The following is a 25,471-nucleotide window of genomic DNA, read 5'->3' as shown; positions in this document are numbered from 1 at the left end:
TTCCTTCCCGGGCTGTGCAGACGGGGTACCTGCTGGACTGTCACCCTCAACAACAGTATGGCATAAAACGAACATAATTTAACATTTGGGTGTCATGGTGTTGTGGGTGAGAAGTTTATTTTCATTATTTACAAGGATTGACCACCTTAGTATGGTCTGTGTTACACTACCTTTAATGTTCAAACGAACAATAATAAACATCTATAGCTTCTTCTTATGAATCTAGGAGGGTGTCACCTCATGCAGGACGCTCAAATCTTTGAACTAGGTGCTGAAATAAACAGTGCTGTACACCTGCGCGTGCAGGGAGTGTCAGTTCTCCTTGACCTCAACAGTGGTCTGCTTCCTGCTATAGCCCACTGGGGGCAGGACCTGGGTGAACTTACCGAATCGGATGCCTCCCTCCTTATCTTGGGTAAATCTGAGCCTTTCTCTGTTAATAACCAGGACGAACCCGTCCGCGTCAACCTTCTAGCTACCCATGAGCCTGGCTGGTACGGACGAACTGGCCTGGAGGGTTCCCGCGCAGACGGTGTTGATTGGTCGCCGAAATTTATCACTCAGCAGCTCACCGTTCTAACTGATCAGCCCCTCCGGCGGTGTGGATCTCTGATTGAAACCGGTGCAGCTGCCCTGTCTATTACTGCCACTGATACTTTTGCCAACCTAACAGTCGTTCTCGAGGTTGAGCTTCTTTCCAGCGGCCTGTTGCGTGCTCGCGCCACCCTGACAAACACAGGAGCTGAGATTTACAATGTCCGTGAACTCGGAATTGTTTTACCCGTGCCTTCTACTGCACGGGAACTACAGGACTTTCGCGGTCACTGGTCCAAGGAGCGCGCCCCCCAGCGTACCGCTTTCAATGTTGGAACCCACCTTCGCGAAGGACGCAAGGGACGTACCGGCGCAGATGCTGCTTTCATGCTTACTGCTGGCGAGCCCGGCTTTGGCTTTGAAAAGGGAGAGGTTTGGGGCATCCACACCGCTTTTTCCGGTGGGCATCGCACCTGGGCAGAACGCTCCTTCTCAGGCCAACAGTTCCTCGGGGGTTCAGAGCTACTCCTCCCTGGAGAAATAAACTTAGCCCCAAACGAATCCTATGCCGGAGTCTGGGTTTACGGAGCCTACGGCCAAGGGCAGGACGAGCAGGCTGGTCGAGTCCGCTCTTGGATGCGCTCCCGGCCACAGCACCCAGTTCGTCCTCGCCCTGTTACCATCAATGTCTGGGAGGCAGTCTACTTTGACCACGATTTGCCTCGTCTCAAAGACCTTGCCGACCGCGCCGCTGCCCTTGGCATCGAACGCTATGTGTTGGACGACGGCTGGTTTGGCTCTCGCCGCGACGATACATCAGGTCTGGGGGACTGGGTTGTCTCAGCGGACGCCTGGCCTGATGGGCTTTCTCCGCTCATTGATTACGTCACTAGTCTGGGCATGGAATTTGGTCTCTGGTTTGAACCCGAAATGGTCAACCCAGACTCTGACGTTGCACGCGCTCACCCTGAGTGGACTTTGCAAGTACCCGGCAGACTTCCCCATGCCTCCCGTACCCAGCAGGTCATGAACCTGACCATCCCCGAAGCCTACACCCACGTACGCGACCAGATGGTTGCCACTCTCACCGAATATCCTGGCATCAAGTACATCAAGTGGGACCATAACCGTGATTTGCTCGAAGCGTCCAACTCCGTCACCGGGTCACCCGCAGTCCATGAGCAAACCCTAGCGGCCTACCGTCTCATGGACGAACTGAAGATGACCTTCCCCGGACTGGAAATCGAATCTTGCTCTTCTGGCGGCGCCCGCATTGATCTAGAAGTCCTGCAGCGAACCGACCGTGTCTGGACATCTGACTGCATTGACCCTCTTGAGCGCCAGCAGATGCACACCTGGACCCAGCAGCTGGTGCCCGCTGAGATGATGGGATCCCATATAGCTTCAGGGAGCTCCCACACTACCGGTCGTTACCACACCCTGCACTTCCGCGCTGCCACCGCTATTTGGGGGCATCTTGGCATCGAGTGGGACTTAGCTACTGCTACCGATGAAGAGCTCGAAGATCTTGCTTCTTGGGTGAATTTCCACAAGAAGCATCGCCCTCTCATTCACACCGGTAACCTCATACGCATGGATCAAACCGACCCATCTGTCTATGTTCAAGGTGTCGTCTCAGCTGACCAAGGTGAGGCTCTCTTCTCCATTACAGCCTTAGCTCTATCAGATGTCGATCCCGTTGGCACTTTCCGTATCCGTGGTCTAGACCCCAAGCGTCGCTATCGGGTTCAGGATGTCACGCCAGATGCTCCTCGTGGCAACTACTTTGCAGCTCCCTGGTGGCCTGGTGAACAACCTGTAGAAATGACCGGCGCCATGATCGAACGTGCAGGTTTTTATCTTCCCGCCCAGTGGCCTGAGTCAGTCCGACTTTTGCACTTCGAAGCCGTCTAAACCCCTTCTATCCATGAGAATTCACGCCCCGTGAATCCGCTAGCACCCCAGAGGTCAATATGAGTACACAGGTCACTGGAAGAACAAAATCTTCCTCCAGAACCCAGCAGCCCTGGCTCCCATGGCTTTTCCTCTTTCCCGCCGGTCTAGGCTACGTAGTCTTCTTTCTATGGCCTACCGTAAGAGGAATCTGGTTGAGCTTTACCGAATACAACCTGCTCACACCCGCCACTTTTATCGGTTTTGACAACTACGCTCGTATGTTTGGTGATCCCATCTTCTGGAACGCCCTGCGGGTCACCATCTGGTATGTAGTGCTTAACATCGGTATCCAAACCATTGTGGCTCTGCTAATTGCTGTTCTGATGCATCGGCTGACTCAGTCAACCTTTGTCCGTTCGGTTGTGCTCTCACCCTACCTGGTGTCTAATGTGGTCGCGGCAGTCATCTGGCTCTGGATTCTAGATGGTCAGTTCGGTATTGCTAACCAGATTCTTGAATGGATTGGCATTGGCCGTATCGGGTTTCTGACCGACCCCAACTGGGCAATTCCAACTATTGCCATGATTAACGTGTGGCGTCATATGGGCTACACGGCCCTCCTCATCTTTGCCGGTTTGCAGACCCTCCCCAACTCGGTATATGAGGCGGCCCGTATGGATGGAGCTAGCGAAACTCGTATCTTTTTCTCTATTACTATGCCCCTACTTCGGCCGATTTTAGCCTTGGTTCTTATCATGACTGTTATTGGCTCTTTCCAGGTCTTCGACACCGTCTCGGTCACCACAGGCGGCGGCCCTGCGAACGCAACCAACGTCTTGCAGATGTACATCTACGACATGGCTTTTGGCCGATTCCAGTTCGGCTACGCCTCCGCGATGTCTGTAGCGCTCCTCATAGTGCTTGCCATCATTACCTTCATCCAGTTCAAGGTAACCCGCGCCAACGACACGGATCTGGACTAGGAGAATACACTCATGACTACCTCAACCATCGATACCACTCCTCGTGCTGTAGAGAAGGACTTCAAGAAAAAGTCCCCCCTCGGCAAGATTCTGGCTTGGGCCTTCATGATTCTAATCATGATTATTACCCTCTTGCCCTTCTACTGGGTGCTTCGCACTGCTCTTTCTACCAACACCGCCCTCTATGAGAATCCTGGTTCTTTGCTACCTGCTGAGTTCTCTACCGGTGGTTTTGAGCGAGTATTTGGCCTACAGACCCCCGAAGAAGCGGTTGCAGAAGGGGGCGCCGTTACCGATATGAACTTTTGGCGCTACATCTTCAACTCCGTTGTTGTAGCTACACTGGTCACGGCAGGACAGCTGTTCTTTTCAGCTATGGCTGCTTATGCCTTTGCCCGTCTCAAATTCCGTGGCAGAGATTTCATCTACGCTGCTTTTCTGCTCGGACTGATGGTTCCCTCAATCTTTACCCTGCTCCCTAACTTCGTCCTCATCAAGGAGCTGGGGCTCATAGATTCCTTGCTGGGTATATCCCTACCCACCATGTTTATGACCCCCTTTGCGGTTTTCTTCCTGCGTCAGTTTTTTATGAATATTCCCCGTGAAATTGAAGAAGCTGCCCTGCTTGATGGTATCTCCCGAATCGGTATCTTCTTCAAAGTCATCCTGCCTATGGCTACAGCTCCCATGGCCACGCTAGGTATCCTCACCTACATTGCTGCTTGGAATGACTATCTGTGGCCCCTGATGGTTTCCTACACCGATGAATCGCGAGTACTTACCGTAGCTCTAGGTGTATTCCGTGCTCAGTCGCCCCAGCTGGGTACAGACTGGGCTGGTCTGATGGCAGCAACTCTTATCGCTGCTCTTCCCATGATTATTCTGTTCATGTTCTTTGCCAAGCGAATTGTCAACTCCATCGGCTTCAACGGTCTCAAGTAAGGAGCCCACCGTGTCTACATCAATCGGTAAAAAAATCCGTCGTACGGCTGCTCTCTCGGCAGTAGCTGTACTTACTTTCAGCAGTTGCGCCCTCACGGGGTCATCCTCAGAGGCCGAAGGTAACAACGCCGGAACTATCGACTACTGGCTCTGGGACACAGGCCAGCTACCCGGCTACCAACAGTGCGCTAATCTCTTCGAAGAGAAAACCGGGAAAAAAGTTGCTATCACCCAGTACGGCTGGGATGACTACTGGCAGAAGCTGACCGCGGGTTTCATAGCAGACCAGGGACCGGACGTTTTTACTGACCATGTTGCGAAGTACCCTCAATACGTTGATCTTGAAGTCATTATGCCCCTCAACGAGCTTGAAGCTACCAAGAACGTTGATACTTCAGTCTTTCAAGGAGGTCTAACTGATATCTGGACCGGCCCTGACGGAAACCTCTACGGCATGCCTAAGGACTGGGACACTATCGCAGCTTTCTATAACAAAGATATGGTCCGCGATGCAGGCTACACCGAAGAAGACCTAGCTAGCTGGGACTTTAACACCATGGATGGTGGAACCTTCGAGCAAATTGTCGCCCATCTGACTATTGATAAAAATGGTGTGCGTGGCGATGAACCTGGCTTCGATAAGAACAATGTCGCTGTCTACGGCTTAGGTATCTCTGAGTCTGGTGGTTCAACCTTCGGACAGGGGCAGTGGTCTGGTTTTGCAGCTGCAAATGGATGGGAAGCTACCAATAGCCCTACCTGGGGGAATCAATACAAATTTGATGACCCTGCCTTGGCAGAAACCTTAGAATGGTATTTCGGTCTGGTCGACAAGGGCTACATGCCTGCCTACGGTGTCTTCAGTCAAGCCGATGGAGCCGCTCCTCAGCTGACTTCTGGTGCTGCGGCTATTACTTTCAACGGTGCCTGGATGATTTCAACCTATGCCAAGGCAGATTTTGAGGTAGGGACCGCTAAATTCCCCACTAACACTGATACCGGTCTCAATATGACCATGATGAACGGCCTGGCCGACTCTATCAGTAAAAATGCGGACAACCCTGAAGACGCGGCCGAGTGGGTAGCTTTTATGGCAACTGCTGAATGTCAGAATCATATTGGTGGAGAAGGCGTAGTCTTCCCCTCTCGTACCGAGGCCACTGAAATAGCGGCCCGGACCTACAGTGAAATGGGTATTGATACCTGGGCTTTTACAGAACCCGTGGAGAAACAAGAAGTTTTCTTCTTCCCCATTACCAGTTTCGGCGCTGATATCTCAGCTCTCTCTGTTGTAGCTTTCGAAGATATTTACGCTAACCGTAAGCCTGCTGCCCCTGAGCTAGAAGAACTGAATAGTTCTATCAATAACATGTTTGAAAACTCCAGCAAGTAAGCTGCCCTAAAAACTTTTGAAGAAAGGACGCCACTCATGTCAGGCGTAACCCTTGAAAACGTCACTCTGCAGTACCCTGGGGCAGAACGCCCCTCAGTGTCTAAAGTCAACCTTGATATCAAGGAAGGTGAGTTCCTTGTTCTTGTTGGCCCCTCCGGTTGTGGTAAATCCACTACCCTCCGCATGATTGCGGGTCTAGAGGACGTCACTAGCGGAACTATTACTATTGGTGGGAAAGACGTTACTAACGTTGCACCTAAGGACCGTGATATCGCTATGGTCTTTCAGAACTACGCGCTTTACCCTCACATGACCGTACGCGAGAATATTGCTTTCTCCCTTAAGGTTGCCAAGTACCCCAAGGATAAGCGCAACCAGCGCGTTGAAGAAGCAGCCAAATTGCTTGACCTCACCGAGTATTTGGACCGCAAGCCTAAGGCCCTTTCTGGTGGCCAGAGGCAGCGCGTTGCCATGGGTCGCGCTATCGTTCGCTCGCCACGGGCCTTCCTCATGGACGAACCGCTTTCCAACCTAGACGCCAAACTGCGAGTGCAAACCCGAACCCAGATTTCTGAACTAACTCGACAGCTTGGCGTCACCACGGTTTATGTCACCCATGATCAGACTGAGGCGATGACCATGGGCGATCGTGTCGCCGTGCTCAAGGACGGAGTTTTGCAGCAGGTAGATACTCCTTCAGCTCTCTACGATAAGCCAGCCAACGAATTTGTTGCAGGTTTCATCGGTTCTCCCTCCATGAACCTCTTCCGTTGCACTGTGGACCTTGCAGGTGCCAAGATGGGTGATACCGTTATCCCTTTGCCGGATTCAGCTCGGGCCAAGTTGACTGGCGACACTGTCTCTGTTGGCGTGCGCCCTGAAGACCTGCAGCTAGTTGGTGCTGGTGAGGGCATCCCCGTGCATGTTGACCTGGTGGAAGAACTGGGCGCAGATGCATACGTATATGCCTCTATTCCACGTTCTGTTCCAGTACACCTGGCTCGCCCCTCAGCTGACCGCCCTGCTCAGGTTATCTTACGTGTGCCTGGTCGTTCTTCCATCCGTCAGTTTGACCAGTTGAACATAGCGCCGAAGGGTAATATCCACTTCTTCGATGCTGTAACCGGTGATAACGTCGGCCTCTAAAATACCGTGTAAGCCCACCTTTCATCCATAAGCTCGTCTAAATTTTGCAGGCATTTGAATGAAAGGTGGGCTTGAGCGTCCTTATTCCTTTGTGCCCCCGAAGTCTAGCGCAGGGTCTCACCAATCTTCAGGTGAACCACCGAGGGGCCGGGGGTGCCCAGGGCCTGCCTCACGGTCTCGGCCAGGGTATCCAGGGTGGCTGAGAACCCGGTCGCGCCGAAGCCCTCGGCCAGCTTGACCCAGTCAGGCTGCACCAGGTCCACGGCTACGGGGGCGATGCCGCGGTCGCGTTCGTTCTGGCGGATCTCACCGTAGCCGCCGTTCTCCACACAGATGATGGGTAGGTCAAGCTGCTGCTCCACGGCGGTCATCAGCTCCTGGACGGCAAACATGAGGGCGCCATCGCCGAGCAGGCAGACCACCGGACGCTGGGGCGCAGCTACCTTGGCACCGATAGCGGCGGGTAGGCCGTAGCCCAGGGTGGCGTAGGTTGCCATGTAGAGCAGGGAATTGGGCCGGGCTGCTCGGTAGAAGGTGGTGGTGCCCATGTAGGTGACCTGCGAGGAGTCGCCGGCGATGATGGTGTCGTCGGGCAGAATCTCCATGATTCGCTCGTTGAGGTCAGCGAGTTCAGGAGCAATAGCCCGCCCCTCATTGTCGAGGGCATCAAAGATTTCCTGCAGGTTGCGAGGCTCGCGAGAGCCGGGAATCAGGCCAAGCTCAGCCAGAGCGTCCAGAAGCTGCGGAATAACGGCCTTGGAGTTGCCGGGCAACTCAATATCGGGGGTGATATTGGTGAGCATCTGGTCGCGTGTAATATCGATGCGAATGACGGGGCCAGCGGGGCGGATATCGCCGTCCCAGAGCTCAGCCTCACCAATCTTGGAGCCGATAATCAGCATGACGTCAGCCTCACGGCAGAAGGCGTGGGCGGCGCTCAGGCGCAGGTCGGCACCCAGAGAGAGTCGGTGCTTTTCGGGGATGGCGCCCTTGCCGTTAATCGAGGTGATGACGGGAGCTTCGAGGGTTTCTGCCAGGCGGAGCAGGTCAGCTGCTGCCCCAATGGAGCCGCCACCTGCGACGATGATGGGCTTCTTGGACTCTGCTAGCATGCGGGCTGCCTCGCGCACGTCGTCAGCCGGGGCGGGCTGGGGCTTGCCCAGGGGGCGGGCCTGCAAGATGGCGGGGTCGAGTTCGACTTCGCGTTCGAGTACGTCGAGGGGCACCTCAATGTGGATGGGGCGCGGACGGTTGTGGGCGAAGGAGCGGAAGGCGTTGTGGATGATGTCCACGGCTTCTTCGGCCGAGTTGACGCGGCGGGAGAACTCGACGATGGAGTTGACTGCACCGGTGGGGTTCTTGGTCTCGTGCAGGGCGCCGATATCGCGGAATTCGTGACCCACGGGGCGGCCGGGGGAGAGGATGATCATGGGGCGCGACTCGGCGTAGGCGGTGGCGGCACCCGAGAGGGAGTTGAGCAGGCCGGGGCCTGAGGTGGTGATGACGACGCCGGGTAGGCCGCGGGTCAGGGACCAGCCGTCCGCCCCGTAGGAGGCACCCTGCTCGTGGCGGGTGGTGACGGGGTGGATGCCCAGCTCTTCAAGGTGGCGGTAGAACTCAAGGTTGTGGGTGCCGGGAATGCCGAAGACGGTGTCAATGCCGTAGTTGCGCAGGGTTGCCAGAATGGCGTAACCGGCGTTGCGGCGAGGCTCAGTGGTTTCACCGGAACGGTCTGGAAGTGAGGGGTGGGTCATGGTGGCCTTTCGTGGGCGCGTGGTGCGGGCTTCCGATTCAGCTTAAGGGGTGAATGCATAGATATGCGGGATTTTTACACCTGAAATGTTATACAGGCCACAGCATGTTTATGAGCTTGGGGGTGATGAGGCTTCCGCCCCGACGTGCTTGGGGCACTTCAAGGTGTTCGCCACCGAACTAAAGTCAGATGTGCCACCGAATTAAAGTGTAAGATGCCACCGAACTAAAGTCAGACTTGCCACCGAATTAAAGTGTAGATACCCTGAGTGTATGGTTGAAAAGGTAAAACGCAATATTCAGGGTTGGGTTTATGAACTCCTTGAAGCTTTCCCTGCAGTTGAGATTACGGGGGCACGTCAGGTCGGTAAATCTACCCTGGCGGCAGATGTTGCGAGAAGCCTGGGGAGGAAGGCGCAGATATACACCCTGGATAATCCAGAGGCTCGTCTTGTTGCTGAGAGCGACCCGCGCAGTTTCCTAGCCCAGAACCCAGAAGGGGTGATGGTCATTGATGAGGTACAACGCGTGCCGTCCTTGCTGTTGCCTCTCAAAGCTGCGATTGATGCCCACCGTGCTCCAGGGCGGTTCATCCTCACAGGTAGCGCAAAAATCACTGCCGGTGCTGGTTCCGCCGATAGCTTGGCGGGGCGCGTAGTGGGTGTAGAAATGATGGGTTTCAGTCAGGGGGAGCTAGCTGGGGTCAAGGAAGACTTTGTCGCCCGCGTGGTAAGCGGTGCCATCAATCCATCTATGGAAAAAAGCTCTTTGACTAGAGGTAACTATGTAGATGTGATAGTAACAGGGAGTATGCCTGAGGCCCAGGGGCTCTCTCGCCGGACGCGAGAGGCATGGTTTGGCTCCTATATTGAGCGCATTACTTCACGCGATATTCTGGATTTAGCTAGGGTTACCCAGGGGAGCGCGGTAGTTTCCTTTTTGCGGCAGGTTGCGGCTCTTCAGGGGTCTGAGGCGGTGGTTGGACGCATGGCTTCTCAGGCCAACCTCACTGCGGTTACAGCGCAGAGTTACGCACATCTGCTGGAGTCTTTGTATCTTGTGCAACGGTTAACTCCGTGGACTCCGAATCTACTGAAGCGTGAGGTGGGGAAACCTAAGATGTTGATGAATGATTCGGGTATCGGGGTGTGGCTAACGCGTACCCGCCCAGAGACTCTCAAAGACCCTATGCAGGGGCAGGCTTTGGGTGGGTTTCTTGAGTCTTTTGTAGCCAGCGAGCTTTTGCGGCAGCGGAGCTGGAGCGAAGAAGAGTGGGATCTTAAGCACTACCGGAGCCCTGATGGACGTGAGATTGATATCGTCATTGAGCTGACTGATGAGCGCGTGATTGCTCTTGAGGTTAAGGCAGCCGCAACAGTTCAACCCCAAGATTCACGCCATCTTGGGTGGCTACGCGAAAAACTAGGTGACCGGTTCGTTGCAGGAATTGTGCTGACCACTGATACTCAGGGAAGGTTGCTGGGGGACCGGCTATGTTCGTTACCGGTAGCAAGCCTCTGGGGCACCTAACTAGCCGGTCTTCTTACCAGCCGGCACCAGCGTCCGCTTGCCCCGATTTTGGCTCGAGCTAGCAACTGCCCTTGATAGTCGGTTGGGGTACCGGTAAAGGTAAGTGCATGGTGTGTGGGCTAATGAGGCAGGGGCAAACCGAAACCTATGGGTTGTGCGGTGGCCTTGCTACCGAATGGCGCTCCATCAGGGGCATAGGAATGAGCAGTTCGTTTCCCTTTGCCTCAATCCCATCAATGAGTTCTTGGGGTGATTCTTGAAGTAAGACCTGGGTTGCAACCTGGCCCATTTCGGCGTAGGGTAGGCGGACGGTGGTGAGGCCAGGGTGCATATAGCTAGCTAGCTCTTCGTCGTCGAAGGAGATGACGGAGATATCTTCGGCTACGTGTAGGTTGCGCTCTTGAAGGGCGCGGTAGATACCAAAGGCAATGCGGTCGTTGGCTGCAATGAAAGCCGTGACGTGGGGGGTTCGGCCAAGAATAGTGGAGGCACCCAGGTACCCGGTATCGCTTTCCCAGATGGTCTCCCGATACTCATCAACCAGGGCAAGCCCAGCAGAATCTAGGGCCTGATCAATTCCTGCCATTCGACGCGGAATATTCATGGTGCCGGGATCGAGGGTGAGGTCTTGGGGGCGGCCGATGAGTGCAATGTGTTGGTGGCCAGCGGAGAGAAGGTGGCGGACGGCTGCCTGGCCTGCTCGGTACTCATGGGGAAGGATGGACGGTATGCCTCGGGCCCGGCCGTTGACCACAACGGCCGGGTGGCTCGTCGGTAAATCGACAGCTGCAAGGTCACGTGCCCTCATGAGGCCAAGAATATAGCCGTCTACCTGCCGACTCTTCATAGACTCCAACGCCTTAGCCCAGCGGGCCTGTTCGTGTTCTGTTTCTGCCATAAGAATCATCTGATCATGGCGTTCGGCGACTTCAAGAATCCCGTGTGTCATAGCTGAAGCGAAGCGGGTGGTGAGCACTTCGTCTGAGATGAAAGCCAGGGTGTTGGTTCTTCCCGTGCGAAGGGTTTGAGCTGCCTGGTTGGGGGAGTAGCCCAGCTCTTGAGCGGCTTGTTTAACCCGCTGAATGGTTTCGAGTGAGATGCGTGCTTCTTTGTTGTTGAGGACGAGGGAGACAGTTGCCTTGGACGCACCGGAACGTGCTGCTACGTCGGCGAGGGTGATTCGTCGTGCCATGTCTACCTTCATCCTGGGTTTATCGTCTCCCTCCTCAGTGTAGAGAAAATCTTTTCTTAGTGCTGGTGAAACGTTTTATCGCTGTGTTAGCCTGGTTTTGATAAAACGTTTTAGCATCTCTGATGAGACGGGCAGAAGACTCAACCGCACAGACAGGTCACACTATGCAGGCGCTAAAAAATCCTTCATACCTCCAAAGCTCCACCACCTTCCTCCTCTTCTTCGCCTCCTGGGGAATCTGGTGGTCCTTCTTTCAAATCTGGCTTACCAATGAAGAACAAGGCCTAGGGTTCTCCGGTGCACAGGTGGGCACCCTCTACTCCGTCAACTCAATCGGAACCCTCATCATCATGCTCTTCTACGGCACAACCCAAGACCGTCTGGGCCTGAAGAGAAATCTGGCAATATTTGCCAGCGCGATTATGGCACTCATCGGCCCTTTCATGATTTGGGTTTACCGCCCCCTACTTGAAACTAACTTTATGCTTGGCGTCGTTGTCGGTGCTATCGTCCTGTCCTTCGGATTCCTCGCCGCAGCAGGTCTACTTGAAGCAATCAGTGAACGCTATAGCCGCGTCTACAACTTCGAATACGGGCAAGCCCGCATGTGGGGTTCTATCGGCTACGCCCTCGTTGCTCTCATCGCAGGCTTCCTCTTCACCATCAACCCCAATATAAACTTCTGGCTAGGTTCACTCTTCGGCCTGCTCTGTCTGCTCGTCCAGCTCTTCTGGAAGAACGCCCCCACCTCCGCCGATGCCACCGCCCTTAACACCTCCCAGTCAACTCCCGGCGTCCGAGAGATGGTGGGCCTGCTCAGAATCAAATCTCTGTGGGCCATCATTGGCTTCGTCTTTCTCTCCTGGACCTTCTACACCGTCTTCGACCAGCAGATGTTCCCCGAGTTCTACACCAACCTCTTTGACACCCAGGAGCGCGGCCAGCAGGTCTACGGTGTACTCAACTCCGTACAGGTATTCCTTGAAGCTCTTATGATGGGCCTAGTTCCCCTGATTATGCGCCGCTACGGGGTGAAGACCACCCTCATGATGGGGATCGGCGTCATGCTCATCCGAATCTTGGGTTGCGCCATCTTCACCGACCCGGTGATCATTTCCCTGGTCAAAATGCTCCACGCACCTGAGGTAGCCCTCTGCATTCTGCCTGTCTTCCGCTACTTCACCCTGCACTTCAACCCTGCTCTCTCCGCTACCCTCTACATGGTCGGCTTCCAGATTGCCTCGCAAATTGGCAACGTCATTCTTTCCCCGGTTCTTGGATCTGTACGCGATGCAATTGGCTACCAGCCCACCTTCTACCTGATTGCAGGCGTGGTTGCTCTCGCCTTCGTCTACGGCCTCTTCATCCTCAAAAATGATGATGAGCAGGTCGACGGCGACCCCTTCATCCGCGAACCCAAAAAATCACGGGTAGCTGCCTAAACCGCGTCCTTACCTGATCTCTGAAAGAACTGAATCATGACTCTCGAACACGACTCCGAAAAACTTGCCGCCCAGCTAGCCGCCGCAGAAAAAGCCAATGCCGAGCTAGAAACCAAGGTCAAGCAGCGCTGGTACCCCTCCTTCCATATCGTAGCGAAGGCCGGCTGGATCAACGACCCCAACGGCCTCTCCCACTTCGGTGGCCGCTACCAGGTTTACTTCCAGCACCACCCCTACTCAACCCACTGGGGGCCCATGCACTGGGGGCACGTCTCATCAGAAGACATGGTGACCTGGCGCCGGGAACCCATCGCTCTGGCCCCCACCCTCGAAGCTGACCGGGACGGAGTCTTCTCAGGGTCTGCCGTCACCGGCGCCGACGGCCAACTCTACGCCTACTACACAGGCCACCGCTGGTCGAACGGCGTGAACGAGGACGCTGGTAGCGACCAGGTACAGTGCCTAGCCACGTCCCAGGGCGGGGTGACCTTCGAGAAGAAGGGCGTCGTGGTTGAAGGGCCAATCGAACTGCCTAACTTCCGCGACCCCAAGGTCTTTCGTGAGGGAGATACCTGGTACATGGTCTTCGGGGCTACCTCAACCGAAAACCGCGGCCAGGTATGGATGTACTCCTCACACGACATGCTGACCTGGGAATTTGAACGCATTCTCTTTGAAGACCCCAACCCCGATGTTTTCATGCTCGAGTGCCCTGACTTCTTCAAACTGGGCGACCACTGGGTCTTGCTCTACTGCCCCATGGGAGTGAAAAAGAAGGGGTACGCTTCGCGCAACGGGCACAATGCCGGTTACGTGGTGGGATCCTGGGAGCCCGGTGGTGACTTTGAGGTCGCTACCGACTACCGGCTGGTCGACTGGGGGCATAACTTCTACGCAACCCAGACCTTTGAGGCCCCGGACGGACGCCGGGTCGGCTATGGCTGGATGGGCTCCTTTACTCTTCCCCTGGCTTCCCAGGCTGAGGACGGCTGGGCTGGCCAGCTGACCGTGCCGCGTGAGTTCACGCTGGGCTCAGATTTGTCTCTCAGGAACCGTCCTGTTGCCGAGGTGGAGAAGTTGCGGGGCTCGGCCCAAGACCTTGGCGCCCTCACCGTAGCTGCCAATGAGCAGAAGACCTTACTCTCTGGCCTTGAGACCTACGAGTTTGAAGTTGTGCTCAACCTTGCGCAGAGCAAGGCTGAGCGGATCGGTTTCAGGGTGGGGCTTAGTCCTGACGGGGGCCACGCCTTCATTGGCTATGACGATCTGGCTGAGCGTGTCTTCATCGACCGTCGCCTGACTGCCGGGGACGGAGGCTACCGGTCAGCCCCTGCCCCTGCCGGTGACACGCTGAAACTCCGGGTCCTGGTTGACCGCGGGTCTATCGAAATCTTCGTCAACGACGGCGTGGAGTCGGTGACCTCTTTCGCCTTCTTCGGTGAGGGGCAACGCCAGCTCGTGCTTACCGCTGAGTCGGGCACCGCCGTCCTTGATTCCCTGACCCTCTGGGGGCTGGGCACAATCTGGGAAGGCTAGGCCTCGGAGCAGTTCCCCTTGATTAGGAGCTGGGGCGGTTGTCTCTCCGCAGAGTTCAGGCTGCTCACCGGGAAAAACCGCTATGACCGCGCGTACCTGCCTGGCGGCGTCCACTGCAATTGACGAGTAATCGTTGTAGGCTTCGGCGGCATGACGGGCTAGTACCGGCCGATGGTCAGCCGGAACGCCGGAGAACGTCGGTTGCATACTAGCTGTTGATTCGCTCCTGCCAGGCCTTCATCACTTCAGGCGAGGTGGGCTTAGTGGCCAGGGACGCCACCACGTACACCACCAGCGACGCTGCCAGACCGTAGTAAATCGGCTCGTTCGCCAGCACGCCAAAGATCGGCATGCACCCTAGGGTCACCAGGGAGCCTGCCGCCATAGAAAGAGCCGCACCCATACCCGTGCCCCGCTTCCACACCAGGCCGCCCAGAATCGCAACCATCAGGCCGCCCACCAGGATATCGTAGGCAATGGTCAAAGAGGTCACGGTGTCGGTCAAGAAAATGGCGATAGCAGTGACCAGCACGCCCAGTACCAGCAGGTAAAGACGGTCCGCCTTGAGGGTGGCATCGGTTTCCTCGCCTTCCTTAAGGGGTGGGAGCCCGGTGATAAAGGGAATCACGTCTACACGGGCTACGGTGGCAGAAGCAATCAGGGCGCCCGAAGCCGTTGACATCATGGCGGCCACGCCGGCGGCCAAGACGACCCCTCCCACACCCGCAGGTAGGTAGTTCTGCCCAATAGCCGCGAAGGCGTCGTCCTGGCTCTCAAGCTGAGGAGCTAGCACCGCAGCCGCCATACCGATCACCGCACCGGCTAAGCCGTAGAGGGCGATGTAGATACCGGCGCTCGCACCACCCCAGCGGGCGACCTCGGGGGAGCGGGCTGAGAAGACACGCTGCCAGATGTCCTGGCCAACCAAAATGCCCAGGGTGTAAATCACGAACATGGTGATGATGGAGTTCATACCCATAGAACCTAGCTGGAAGAACTCGGCGTCCAAGCGTTCAGTGAGGCCCTGCCAGCCGCCTGCCTGGCTCAGTGAGAAGGGCAGCATCAGCAAGAACATACCCACGGTCATAATCGCGAACTGCATCATGTCGGTCAGGGTAATGGACCACATCCCGCCCAGCAGCGAGTAGCCAATGACCACCAGGGAGCCCAGCAGAATAGCCCAGGTGCGCTCCATATCGAACATGACACGGAAGATTGAAGCGTAGGCGGCGGTTGATGTCACCGCAATCATTACGGTGTATGCCAGCATGACAATAGAAGAAACCTGGGTTGCCCGCACCCCGTAGCGGAGCGACAGCATTTGTGAGACGGTATATATTTTGAGCCGCGAGATGATGGGCGCAAAAACCAGGGAGAGCAGTAGGACGCCCGCCGCGATGGCAACGACCAGCCACATACCGGAAAGGCCGAACTTGTACCCCAGACCTACGCCGCCCACTGTGGAAGCACCGCCCAGCACTACCGCGCTCATGGTGCCGGTATAAAGGAGCGGGCCCAGGCGTCGCCCGGCAACACGGAAGTCTTCGGTACTGTTGGCGCGGCGCTTGCCGAGGTACCCGAAGAAAACGAGGGCACCGAGGTAAAGCAGGATAATGGCGAGGTTCATGGGTCGCCTTTCGTGGTGATACGGCTTTAAGGTCGTGATGTAGCATACGCGATGGTTGTCACATATAGAAATTGTTGGTGAGCCTAGGAAGGCGTTTGTAGATTCCCCGCTGACCTCGATACGAGGAATACCTAATAACCGCATAAAAGCGTTGCACGCCAGGGGAATGGCGTGCAACGCTTTTGGGGTTCAGCAGAATACTTTTACTTGTCGAGCACCGTGTAGTTGATAGGTGCGTTTTCCCTTAGTTCCTTGTTGGCTTTCTCCACCTTAAGCTGGGTGAGCAGGAGAAGAATGATGAGGTTGATCGCTGCCGGGATCCATAGGTACATGATGTAGAGCATCTGTAGTGCAGATTCTGATTGCTCCGGTGCGTTAGCGACGTAGCCGCTGAAAGCGAGTAGCCAGCCAGCGAGCGCAGTGCCTACACCGCCACCGATCTTGACGCCCAGTGAGGTTGCGGAGAACATGGTGCCATCTACCCTCTTCTTTTTGGAGAGGAAGGTGTATTCCGAGGCTTCAGCGATGAGTGCGTTGATGGTGCCCTGGAGGGGGCTCATTCCGATGGAGGCAATACCGGAGAAGACCAGCATCAGGGGGATATTGCCCATGTAGGCTGCCACGATTACAAGAACGCGGGCAACGAACGCGATGATGTAGCCGATGACGTTGATTTTGTACATGCCTTGGAATTTTTTCACCACGATGGGGGTGAGGAGCAGGCCAATGATGAGGGGGACGTTGATAGCCCAGGCGAAGGGGCCGAGGAGCTTGGCATCACCCAGGATATAGGTCATGAAGTAGATGCCCATGCTCAGTGTAGTGTTGAAAATTTGGTTGAGCAGGAAGACTGCAAGAATCAGGAGGTAGAACTTGTTGCTTCCGAGCAGGCCGAGGGATTCTTTGAAGCTGTACTTCTCGGGAACAGGGTTGTTCTTCTCGTGAATGATGGCGATAGCCTGGGTTTCTTCTTCAAGGACTGATTTGGGGAGCTCCTTGACAGAGAAGACGGAGAGGGTATTGACGGCGAGGCCGATGAGGGCGTAGATGATGGCGATGGTGCGCCAGCCTTCTGCGCCGCCGCCGAACATTTCGACGCCTTGAACGGTGATGCTTTGAATGAGGAGGCTGGTGCCGAACGCAAACATGAAGCGGGTTGAACCCATCTGTACGCGCTCGTTACCGTTCTTGGTGATGAGTGAGGTGAGTGCGGAGTAGGCAATGTTGTTGGCGGTGTAGAACACGCCGTTGAGGAGGGTGTAGGCGATGAAGAACCAGGCGTACTGGGCGAAATCACCGAGTGATGGCGGAATCGCGAAGATGGCGATAATCATTGCGGCGCAGCCGACGTAGCCCCAGAGCATCCAGGGGCGTGCTTTACCCATGCGGCTGTTGGTTTTGTCGATCATTGCCCCAAAGAAGAGGTCGGAAACGCCGTCAAAAATCTTGGAGGCAAGAATGAGGGTGCCGATAATTCCTGGGTTGAGTCCTACCGTGTCGGTAAGGTAAATCATCACGAATGATGCGAGGAAGGCGTAGACCACGTTGCCGGCAATATCGCCGGAACCGTAACCTACTACGTTGTACCATTTCAGGTATTTTGTTTCTTTCATTGTGTTACCTTTTGTCTGTTTCTCGCGCTATAGGGTGGGGGCGAGAGTGAAACCGAAGTTGATGTTTTGTGCGTTGAGTTTGTACTCGTCTAAGACTTCGGGGCCGCAGCTGTTGGACCCGATTCCGTTGTGGGCGTAGTCGAGGCAGAGGACTGTTGAGTCGGCTTCGACCAGCTCGAAATTATGGTTTTTGTTCGTCAGCTCTTCCTGCGTGTAGTGGGAGGCACTGAACGAGAAGGGGTGTTCGGAGGCTACAGAGAGGTGATGGTGGGGGCTTGATAGGTGGACGTAGTCGCAGTCGAATCGGCTACCGTTTTCCTGCGGCATGATGTAGTCCTCGTGGAGATCTTCGACGGAAGATTGGAAGGTGCCGTGGTAGCTTGCTTCGTGTTTGTCGCTGTAGCTTTCATGGGGACCCAGGCCGAAGTACTCAACATCGGCAAAAGACTTGTCGAGGAAGAGGCGAACTCCGAAGCGGGGGAGGGCGGGGAATTCTGGGGCGCGTTCGATGTTGAATCGAGCGGTGATTTTTCCGTCGTTTGTGATGTTCCAGAGGACGGTGCCGGTGAAGATGGGTTGCACTGTGGGGGCTACCATGTTCAGGGTGCAGGAGATGGTGACACCGTTTTCGGTGTGCGTGTATCCGCTGGTGTAGACCCTTGAGTAGGCCTGGTGGTAGTGCGCTTCTGCCCATTTGAGTTTGATGTACATGTCATTATCTGTGGGTGCCCGCCAGATATTGATGTTCATGGGCTGGGTGAGGAGGTTGTGGTCTTTGGTGGAGAGCTGGTCGAATACACCGGTTCGTCGGTTGAAGGTGTAGGTGAATCCATCGCCTTGGACGGTGTAGTGCTTACCTGTTTCGGTTACAGCGAGGTTCTGTGCGTTGTTGGTGGTGACCAGAATATCTAGTGCCTTGGCATGGGTGGGGTTGATGGTGTGGACGGGTACTTCGTCGCGGCCGAGGAAGAGGCCTGTGGGAAGTAGGGGGAGGTCCTTCTTGAGAATGTATTCGATGTGGAGGTAGCAGCGTCCGCTGGTGAGCGAAGGTGCCTCAAGGTTAATGGTGGTTTCTTGGTGGGGGAGGAATGCCTGCTCAAAGTGGTAGGTGCCTGATGCTACTTCTACGCCGTCCTGGCTGAAGGTGTATTTCAGTTCTATGGCTTCTTGTGCGTCGGTGAAGTCAAGGTAGTTCTTGAGGGTGAGGGAGCCGGATACGGTGTCGAAGGAGACGACTCTGAGGGGGCGGTAGACGTTGCGGTATTCGAGGAGACCAACGTGGGGAGTGCGGTCGGGGTAGACAAGGCCGTCCATGCAGAAGTTTCCGTCGTGTACTTCTTCGCCGTGGTCGCCGCCGTAGAGGTATTTGGGTGTGCCATTTTTGGTGGTACCAGCGTAGATGGCGTGGTCGCACCATTCCCAAACGAAGCCGCCGCACATTGCCTGGTTCTGGTCGATGACCTGGAAGTAGTCTTCGAGGTTGCCGGGGCCGTTGCCCATAGCGTGGGCGTACTCGACGAGGAGGAAGGGCTTATTGGGGTTGCTGTTGAGGTACTGTTCGATGTCCTCGAAGGGCGGGTACATGCGGCTGTAGAGGTCGATGTTGGAGTAGCCGTAGCGGCGCTTTTTGTCGTCGTAGTAGGCGCTTTCGTACTGGGTGATTCGGGTGGTGTCGTAGGACTTGACCCAGGCGAGGGACTCTTCGAGGGTAACGCCGTAGCCGCATTCGTTACCTGCTGACCAGGAGACAATGCTGGGGCGGTTCTTTTCGCGGAGCACGCAGAGCTGGACACGGTCGAGTGTTGCTTCAGTCCATTCTGGGTTGTCTGAGATGCGTTCGTTCCAGTGATTTACCTGGTTGTCGAAGGAGCCATCTTCGAGGTACTGGACCTGGGTACCGTGGCTTTCGTTGTCGGCTTCGCTCATGACGAGGAACCCGTACTCATCGCACATTTGGTAGAAGTAGGGGGAGTTGGGGTAGTGGCTGCTACGGATAGCGTTGAAGTTGTGCTGTTTGATGAGTCCGAGGTCGCGTTTGATGTGGTTGTAGTCCACGGTTGGGCCGGTGACGGGGTCGGAGTCGTGGCGGTTTATGCCGCGGAAGGTGATGGGCTTGCCGTTGAGCAGAATGACATTGTGTTCAATGCGAATGGTGCGGACGCCCACACGTTCGGTGATGACCTCGTCCTGGGTTTTTAGGTGGAGGGTGTAGAGGTAGGGGTTTTCTGGGTTCCAGGTGTGGGCGTTAGGGATATGAAGGGTTGCTGAGTGAGTGAAGTTGGGGTTGGCAGCATTGGGTGTGAGCGTGGAGCTCGCTACCTCTTCGCCTTCAGCCTTGGTGAGGGTGAGTGTGGTGTGTGTTTCTTGGCTGAGGAAGCGTGCCGCGATGTTGAGGGTCGCGTCGCTGGTTTTTTCGTTGAGGTCGGTGGTGATGAAGTAGTCGTAGAGGGCGTGGCGGGGGCGGCTGAGAATGTAGACGTCTCGGAAGATGCCGCTCATGCGGAATTTGTCCTGGTCTTCGAGGTAGGAGCCATCGCACCACTTGTAAACGAGTACGGTGAGGCGGTTTGAGCCGTTGGTGAGGTATTCGGTGATGTCGAATTCGCTGCTTGCGTGGGATACCTGGCTGTAGCCGATGTAGCTTCCGTTGACCCAGAGGTAGAAGCATGAATCAACGCCTTCAAAGGTGAGGTGGGCGAGCGGGGCCTGCTGATCCTGGGCGTACTGGAAGTCTAGAGTGTAAAGACCGCAGGGGTTTTCGTGGGGTACGAAGGGTGGGTCAAGAGGGAAGGGGTATTTGAAGTTGGTGTACTGGTGGGTGTCGAAGCCCTGGGTTTGCCAGGCGCCCGGGACGATGATGGGGGACGCGTCGGTGTGGGCGTATGTGGCAGTGTGGAAGTCCTGTGGTAGTTCGGAATCGTCGTTGAAGTAGGTGAACTGCCAGGTTCCATTGAGGTTGAGGAAGCGGTCGGAGGACTCGCGGTTGTTCACCAGCGGGCCCATGTCATGGGAGGCGGGGACGTAGTAGGCCCGGGGAGCGAGGACGTTCTCGTGGAGAACGTTGAGGCTCTCGTGGTGCTTGGTGGGGTACATGCTCTCTTGTCCTTCCTGATGGAATTGGCTGAACCTCGGGTCCTGTTGCTATCGAGAGGGCTGAGGCTCAAGCCCTACGGTGTTCATATTAGTTCAATATTGTTGCTTTGTGTAGATATCTGAACAAAAAATCGTTCTTTTTTGTTCAAAAAACCCATTTTGAGCACGTTTCAGCTCTGGAAATGCTCGTTTTTGTTTGATATTGTTCATTTTAGAAGAAGTTGTTACAACCGGAATGAGGTTTAAGTGCTGGCTCAACAACGCCACAACGCAATCGTTGCAAAAGTACAGGAAAAAGGCACTGTTCAGGTCCAAGATCTGGCTGGCCTGCTGAATGTATCTGCGATGACGATTCGCCGTGACCTGGCAGAACTAGAAGAACAGGGGTTACTGAGCAGGGTTCACGGAGGTGCAACCATCTCTGAATCTACCCATGAGCCAATCTTTGCTGAGAAGACCATGCTCAACGCAGAGTCGAAAGCAAAAATTGCAAAGGCCGCAGCCCAGCTAGTCCGCAGCGGCCAGTCAATTGCAATCGGCGGAGGCTCAACCAGCGCACGCCTTGCCCAAGAAATAGCTACCCGCACAGAGCTTGAGAACCTCACCATCGTCACTAACTCCCTCCCCGTCTCTGACTTCTTCCACGGGTTAGCTGACACAAGGAACAAGCCCAAAGTGCTCCTTATCGGCGGTGAGCGCACACCCTCTGACGCCTTCGTTGGACCGCTTGCGGACGCAACCCTGGCAAACCTCAACATCGATGTTCTGTTTCTGGGTGCTCACGGTGTGACTCTGAAAGGCATGTACACCCCCAACATGAACGAGACCAGTACTAACAGAACTTTTATCGCAAACGCCCACGACACCGTGGCTGTTTTCGACTCCAGTAAATGGAATGTGGCTGGGCTATCCCGGTTTGCCTCCTGGGCAGACATCGACACCGTCGTCACCGACGAACTCACCCAGGAACGACACAACTTCCTATCCGACAACGTAGCTAAGGTGATTACCGCATGACCAACGTAAAAGTTACTAAAGGAACCCTCGCAGACGGGCGAGAAATCATCTTCTTCGATGACTCTGAACCCTACCTCTCAGGCCGGAAAACCCGAACCATCCGCGATACCCGCCCCCTGGAACCTCGCACTCTGCCTCCCCACGAAGCTGCCTGCGTGCGTACCGACCCTCTGACCGGCGAATCAATTGCTATCGCTGCTCACCGCAACAACCGAACCTTCCTGCCGCCTGCTGATGAGGACCCCCTGGCACCTGCTGGCGTAGGAACCGTACCCGGTGAAATCCCGGAAGAATCCTACGACGTTGTTGTCTTTGAAAACCGTTTCCCTTCACTGCAAGGGCCGCTAGAGACCCTCCGAGACGAGCCCCTTTTCAAGGAGACCACACCAGGCGGCCGTTGCGAGGTTATCAGCTTCACCTCAGACCAGTACGGTTCTTTTGGCTCCCTCAGCTATGAACGGGCACGCACCGTTGTAGAAGCTTGGACCCACCGCACCAAGGAGCTCTCAGCCCTCGACGGAGTCGTACAGGTCTTTCCCTTCGAAAACCGTGGAGAAGAAATTGGTGTAACCCTGCCCCACCCCCACGGTCAGATCTACGCCTACCCCTACATGCCGTCCTATACAGCTTCTGTTGCACGGCGAGCAGACGCATGGGCATCAGAAACCGGTGGAGACCTCCTGGGAGATGTTCTCGCTGCGGAACTTGCAGCAGAAGAACGAATCATTAGGAAAACCGACTCCTTTGTGGCGTATGTACCGTATGCCGCCAAGTGGCCTGTAGAACTTATGGTCATGCCCAAACGCCCGGTTCGTGACTTCACAGAACTTACCGAAGCAGAAAAAGACGAACTCACCGAGCTGTACCTAGACCTGTTGCATCGACTCGACAAATTCTTCGAAGGGGTAGACAAAATCCCCTACATCTCAGCCTGGCACCAGGCCCCCATCATCGGCGGAAAAAACGTCTCACGCATGTACCTCCACGTTTTCTCCCTCCTGCGTGCCCCCGGAAAGATGAAATACCTGGCTGGCTCAGAATCCGCTATGGCCGCGTGGGTATCTGACACCACACCCGAGCGTATCGCCACCCGATTCAAAGAACTTGCTTCTGACGCATAAAGGAAACACACCATGCCTGCTATCTGGAAGAACACCGTACCTGCACAGACACTCCGCAAGAACGTCGAAGACCGCTTCTATACGTCCTTTGGGGAAGCCCCTTACGGAGTGTACTCAGCCCCTGGGCGCGTCAACCTTCTGGGCGAACACATCGACTACTGCGGTGGCACCGTCCTTCCCTTTGCCCTCCCCCAACGCACCTTCGTAGCAATGGCCCCCCGCCAAGATGGAAAAATTACGGCAGTCACCGCTCAGGGTGATGCCGGTTCAACTGCCCCTGATGACAATACTGAAACCGTTCAGTTTGCTGAGGTGGGCACCCAGCCCCTCTCCGGCTGGCTCTCCTACGTTGCAGGTGTTCCCTGGGCTATGCAACAGCAAAAGCAGGGCGATTTTGCTGGTTTCTCGCCGGAAGGGTTCGGCGCCAACATCGCCATCGACTCTTCCGTCCCCCTGGGTGCAGGACTCTCATCATCAGCTGCCCTAGAGTGCGCTGTAGCTCTCGGCGTTGACGACCTGCTAACCGCCCAACAGCCCACTAGAGAACTCCTCGCCAGCACCGACCAGGGACGTGCCGCACTGGCCTCAGCCTGTATCCAAGCAGAAAACGACATCGCAGGGGCCTCAACAGGTGGCATGGACCAGTCAATTTCCCTCCGTGCAGAAGAAGGCTCCGTCCTCGCCATCGACTGCCGCGACTTCTCCACCCGCCCTCTTACCGTCGACGTCGCCTCAGCCAACCTCTCCGTACTCGTGATAGACACCCGAGCCTACCACAACCTCTCCGACGGGCAATACGCCGCCCGACGGGCAGCAACCGAGGTTGCCCGCGAAGCCCTGGGCGTGAACCACCTCCGAGACGCTTTCCAAGGAACCCCCACCCTCAAAGAAACCCAAGAACTCATCGAACAGTGGGATAACAACGTAGACTCCTACAACCTGCCCGACGGAACAGACCGGGCAGTAATCCGTGATGCCCTACGCCACGTCTGGACCGAAATTGCTCGCGTTGAAGAATGTATCGCCCTCTTCGACAATGTAAACTCACCAGCCGATGACGTATGGGAAAAGCTCGGTGAACTCCTCAACGCCTCCCACGATTCCCTCCGTGACCAGTACCGAGTCTCATGCCCCGAACTAGACACCGCAGTTAACGCCGCCCGCGAAGCAGGAGCACTAGGAGCCCGCATGACAGGAGGTGGCTTCGGTGGCTCTGCTATTGCACTGGTTCCTACTGAAAACCTGGAGAACCTCGCTGAAGCAGTTGCAGAAGCATTCGACCGTGAAGGCTTCACCCCCCCAGAGTTCTTGGTAGCCACCCCCTCCCGATCCGCGGAGAAGGAGTAAGATTTCCATGTCCACCTCCACCCAGAACCAGCCACAGGGAGCCGCAGTCACCCTCAAACACTCCGGCTACCAAGCAACAATTACCGAAGTCGGTGCCAACCTCTCATCGCTCACCTCCCCCAAAGGGCGACAGCTCGTACTCCCCGCCCCACCACACAAAATACGAGAAGCCGCCCGAGGCGCCCTCCTCGCCCCCTGGCCCAACCGCATAGCAGAAGGCCGATACACCTGGAAGGGCGCCGAGTACCAGCTGCCCATCAATGAACCCACCCTTAGAAATGCAATCCACGGACTCGCTGACTGGACCTGCTGGGAACTCAACCAAGCAATTAACACCCCCGACTCATCATCAGTCACTGCCAATCTCCACCTAGTACCCCAACCCGGCTACCCCTTCCCCCTCAAACTCACCGCAACCTACACCCTCACCGCCCAAGGGCTCACCACAACCTTCACCGCACTCAACACTGGAGAAACAACAGCCCCCTACGCCCTCGGCGCACACCCCTACCTCATGACAGGCACAGAACAGGAAACCCCCGGCGCAGTCGACTCATGGAACCTCACTGCTCCTGTCTCTACCTACCTCAAGGTCAACGAATCCATGATTCCCACCCAGGAACTCCCCCTCACCGAAGACCTCAATCTCGCAGACACACTCCCCCTCAAGGGCATAAATCTCGACCACGCCTTCGGAGGAATCCAAAAAACTGCTGGAGAAGCACACATCGTCCTCACCGCTCCCAACGGTGAAGCCACCCGACTAACAATCGGAGACGGTATCGAATGGTTGCAGTTCTATACAGACGGAACTCAGCGGCGAGCCCTTGCTGCTGAACCCATGACAGCCCCCGCAAACGCCTTCAACAGCGGCACAGACCTCATTGAACTAGAACCACACCAAAGCCACACCAGCTGGTGGCGAATCCAAGAAGACTAGGGGCAAACCGGCTGCACATAAAAGTGTGGGACTTTGCGCCATAGTGCCCTCATATTTTTTATGCCCACCCTGCCGCAAACTTATGCACCCGCCTCTCCCCGCTGGGCACTGTGTTGTGCCGGGGGAGTGCGGGTGTTCGCCATCGGGAGGAGTGCCGCCCGGTATGGCTTTGCCCTCCACTGAATAAGTATCGGAACCCCACCGGTAGGGGCCCAAAAAAACACCCCGCGCCCCCGCGTCCTGCCGCTATAGTGGTAGCGAATAAGTGTGGGCACTCACACGGCGCTCGCCCTGCCCCCACCACCCGGATAGTTCCGCACAGACAGACCTGCACCCGCAAACCAAAGGAGATTCCTGTGGCAGAAGC

Annotated in this window: 17 protein-coding genes; 12 read left to right on the top strand and 5 right to left on the bottom strand. The window is 55.9% G+C overall.

The window, feature by feature from the left end; all coding sequences use genetic code 11:
• The first annotated feature begins 240 nt into the window (after window positions 1-240).
• The 5 genes from L6966_RS05190 (at window position 241) to L6966_RS05170 (ending at window position 6,894) form a co-directional block, all read left to right on the top strand.
• A complete protein-coding gene (locus tag L6966_RS05190) occupies window positions 241-2,448 on the top strand; it encodes an alpha-galactosidase (protein WP_237233016.1) in 2,208 nt (735 codons plus the stop codon).
• Between the two features lie 194 nt (window positions 2,449-2,642).
• Window positions 2,643-3,413 (top strand): carbohydrate ABC transporter permease, encoded by a 771-nt coding sequence (locus L6966_RS05185; RefSeq protein ID WP_307877402.1) that lies wholly within the window; start codon window positions 2,643-2,645, stop codon window positions 3,411-3,413.
• Between the two features lie 12 nt (window positions 3,414-3,425).
• Complete coding sequence (locus tag L6966_RS05180) at window positions 3,426-4,355, top strand: carbohydrate ABC transporter permease (protein ID WP_083092478.1); 930 nt, start codon at window positions 3,426-3,428, stop codon at window positions 4,353-4,355.
• 10 nt (window positions 4,356-4,365) lie between these two features.
• Window positions 4,366-5,748 carry an ABC transporter substrate-binding protein gene (locus L6966_RS05175; RefSeq protein ID WP_219336368.1) on the top strand — a complete coding sequence of 461 codons (1,383 nt, stop codon included), beginning with the start codon at window positions 4,366-4,368 and terminating at the stop codon, window positions 5,746-5,748.
• Between the two features lie 36 nt (window positions 5,749-5,784).
• Window positions 5,785-6,894 carry an ABC transporter ATP-binding protein gene (locus tag L6966_RS05170; RefSeq protein ID WP_083092483.1) on the top strand — a complete coding sequence of 370 codons (1,110 nt, stop codon included), beginning with the start codon at window positions 5,785-5,787 and terminating at the stop codon, window positions 6,892-6,894.
• A gap of 104 nt (window positions 6,895-6,998) precedes the next feature.
• Here L6966_RS05170 and L6966_RS05165 read toward each other — a convergent pair whose 3' ends face one another.
• Window positions 6,999-8,648 (bottom strand): thiamine pyrophosphate-binding protein, encoded by a 1,650-nt coding sequence (locus L6966_RS05165; RefSeq protein ID WP_083092485.1) that lies wholly within the window; start codon window positions 8,646-8,648, stop codon window positions 6,999-7,001.
• Window positions 8,649-8,919: 271 nt separating this feature from the next.
• Here L6966_RS05165 and L6966_RS05160 point away from each other — a divergent pair, with 271 nt between their 5' ends.
• On the top strand, window positions 8,920-10,176 hold the full coding sequence (locus tag L6966_RS05160; protein WP_083092487.1) for an ATP-binding protein: 1,257 nt from the start codon (window positions 8,920-8,922) through the stop codon (window positions 10,174-10,176).
• A 145-nt stretch (window positions 10,177-10,321) separates the two neighbouring features.
• Here the strand turns inward: L6966_RS05160 and L6966_RS05155 are convergent, their stop codons facing one another.
• On the bottom strand, window positions 10,322-11,368 hold the full coding sequence (locus tag L6966_RS05155) for a LacI family DNA-binding transcriptional regulator (protein WP_180377882.1): 1,047 nt from the start codon (window positions 11,366-11,368) through the stop codon (window positions 10,322-10,324).
• Between the two features lie 164 nt (window positions 11,369-11,532).
• Here L6966_RS05155 and L6966_RS05150 point away from each other — a divergent pair, with 164 nt between their 5' ends.
• Window positions 11,533-12,810 (top strand): MFS transporter, encoded by a 1,278-nt coding sequence (locus L6966_RS05150; RefSeq protein WP_237224169.1) that lies wholly within the window; start codon window positions 11,533-11,535, stop codon window positions 12,808-12,810.
• Between the two features lie 36 nt (window positions 12,811-12,846).
• Window positions 12,847-14,346 (top strand): glycoside hydrolase family 32 protein, encoded by a 1,500-nt coding sequence (locus tag L6966_RS05145; protein ID WP_083092493.1) that lies wholly within the window; start codon window positions 12,847-12,849, stop codon window positions 14,344-14,346.
• Between the two features lie 208 nt (window positions 14,347-14,554).
• Here the strand turns inward: L6966_RS05145 and L6966_RS05140 are convergent, their stop codons facing one another.
• From L6966_RS05140 to L6966_RS05130, 3 genes are all read right to left on the bottom strand, one after another.
• Window positions 14,555-15,973, bottom strand: a complete 1,419-nt coding sequence (locus L6966_RS05140; RefSeq protein WP_237233015.1) for a sodium:solute symporter family protein — start codon at window positions 15,971-15,973, stop codon at window positions 14,555-14,557.
• 203 nt (window positions 15,974-16,176) lie between these two features.
• On the bottom strand, window positions 16,177-17,586 hold the full coding sequence (locus L6966_RS05135) for an MFS transporter (protein WP_237233014.1): 1,410 nt from the start codon (window positions 17,584-17,586) through the stop codon (window positions 16,177-16,179).
• Between the two features lie 27 nt (window positions 17,587-17,613).
• On the bottom strand, window positions 17,614-20,679 hold the full coding sequence (locus L6966_RS05130) for a glycoside hydrolase family 2 TIM barrel-domain containing protein (RefSeq protein ID WP_237233013.1): 3,066 nt from the start codon (window positions 20,677-20,679) through the stop codon (window positions 17,614-17,616).
• A gap of 246 nt (window positions 20,680-20,925) precedes the next feature.
• Here L6966_RS05130 and L6966_RS05125 point away from each other — a divergent pair, with 246 nt between their 5' ends.
• Genes L6966_RS05125 through L6966_RS05110 form a run of 4 tightly spaced genes read left to right on the top strand, consistent with a single transcriptional unit; the run spans window position 20,926 to window position 25,104 of the window.
• Window positions 20,926-21,696 (top strand): DeoR/GlpR family DNA-binding transcription regulator, encoded by a 771-nt coding sequence (locus tag L6966_RS05125; protein ID WP_083092501.1) that lies wholly within the window; start codon window positions 20,926-20,928, stop codon window positions 21,694-21,696.
• On the top strand, window positions 21,693-22,817 hold the full coding sequence (galT, locus tag L6966_RS05120) for a galactose-1-phosphate uridylyltransferase (RefSeq protein ID WP_083092503.1): 1,125 nt from the start codon (window positions 21,693-21,695) through the stop codon (window positions 22,815-22,817). The genes L6966_RS05125 and galT overlap by 4 nt, the downstream gene beginning before the upstream one ends.
• A 12-nt stretch (window positions 22,818-22,829) precedes the next feature.
• On the top strand, window positions 22,830-24,164 hold the full coding sequence (gene galK / locus L6966_RS05115) for a galactokinase (protein WP_237233012.1): 1,335 nt from the start codon (window positions 22,830-22,832) through the stop codon (window positions 24,162-24,164).
• Between the two features lie 7 nt (window positions 24,165-24,171).
• On the top strand, window positions 24,172-25,104 hold the full coding sequence (locus tag L6966_RS05110) for an aldose 1-epimerase family protein (RefSeq protein ID WP_237233011.1): 933 nt from the start codon (window positions 24,172-24,174) through the stop codon (window positions 25,102-25,104).
• The last annotated feature ends 367 nt before the right edge of the window (window positions 25,105-25,471 follow it).

The organism is Rothia nasisuis (assembly GCF_928381405.1).
GTDB lineage: Bacteria > Actinomycetota > Actinomycetes > Actinomycetales > Micrococcaceae > Rothia > Rothia nasisuis.
Note: the sequence above shows the minus strand (reverse complement) of the source record. Positions and strands in the feature narration are given on the sequence as shown.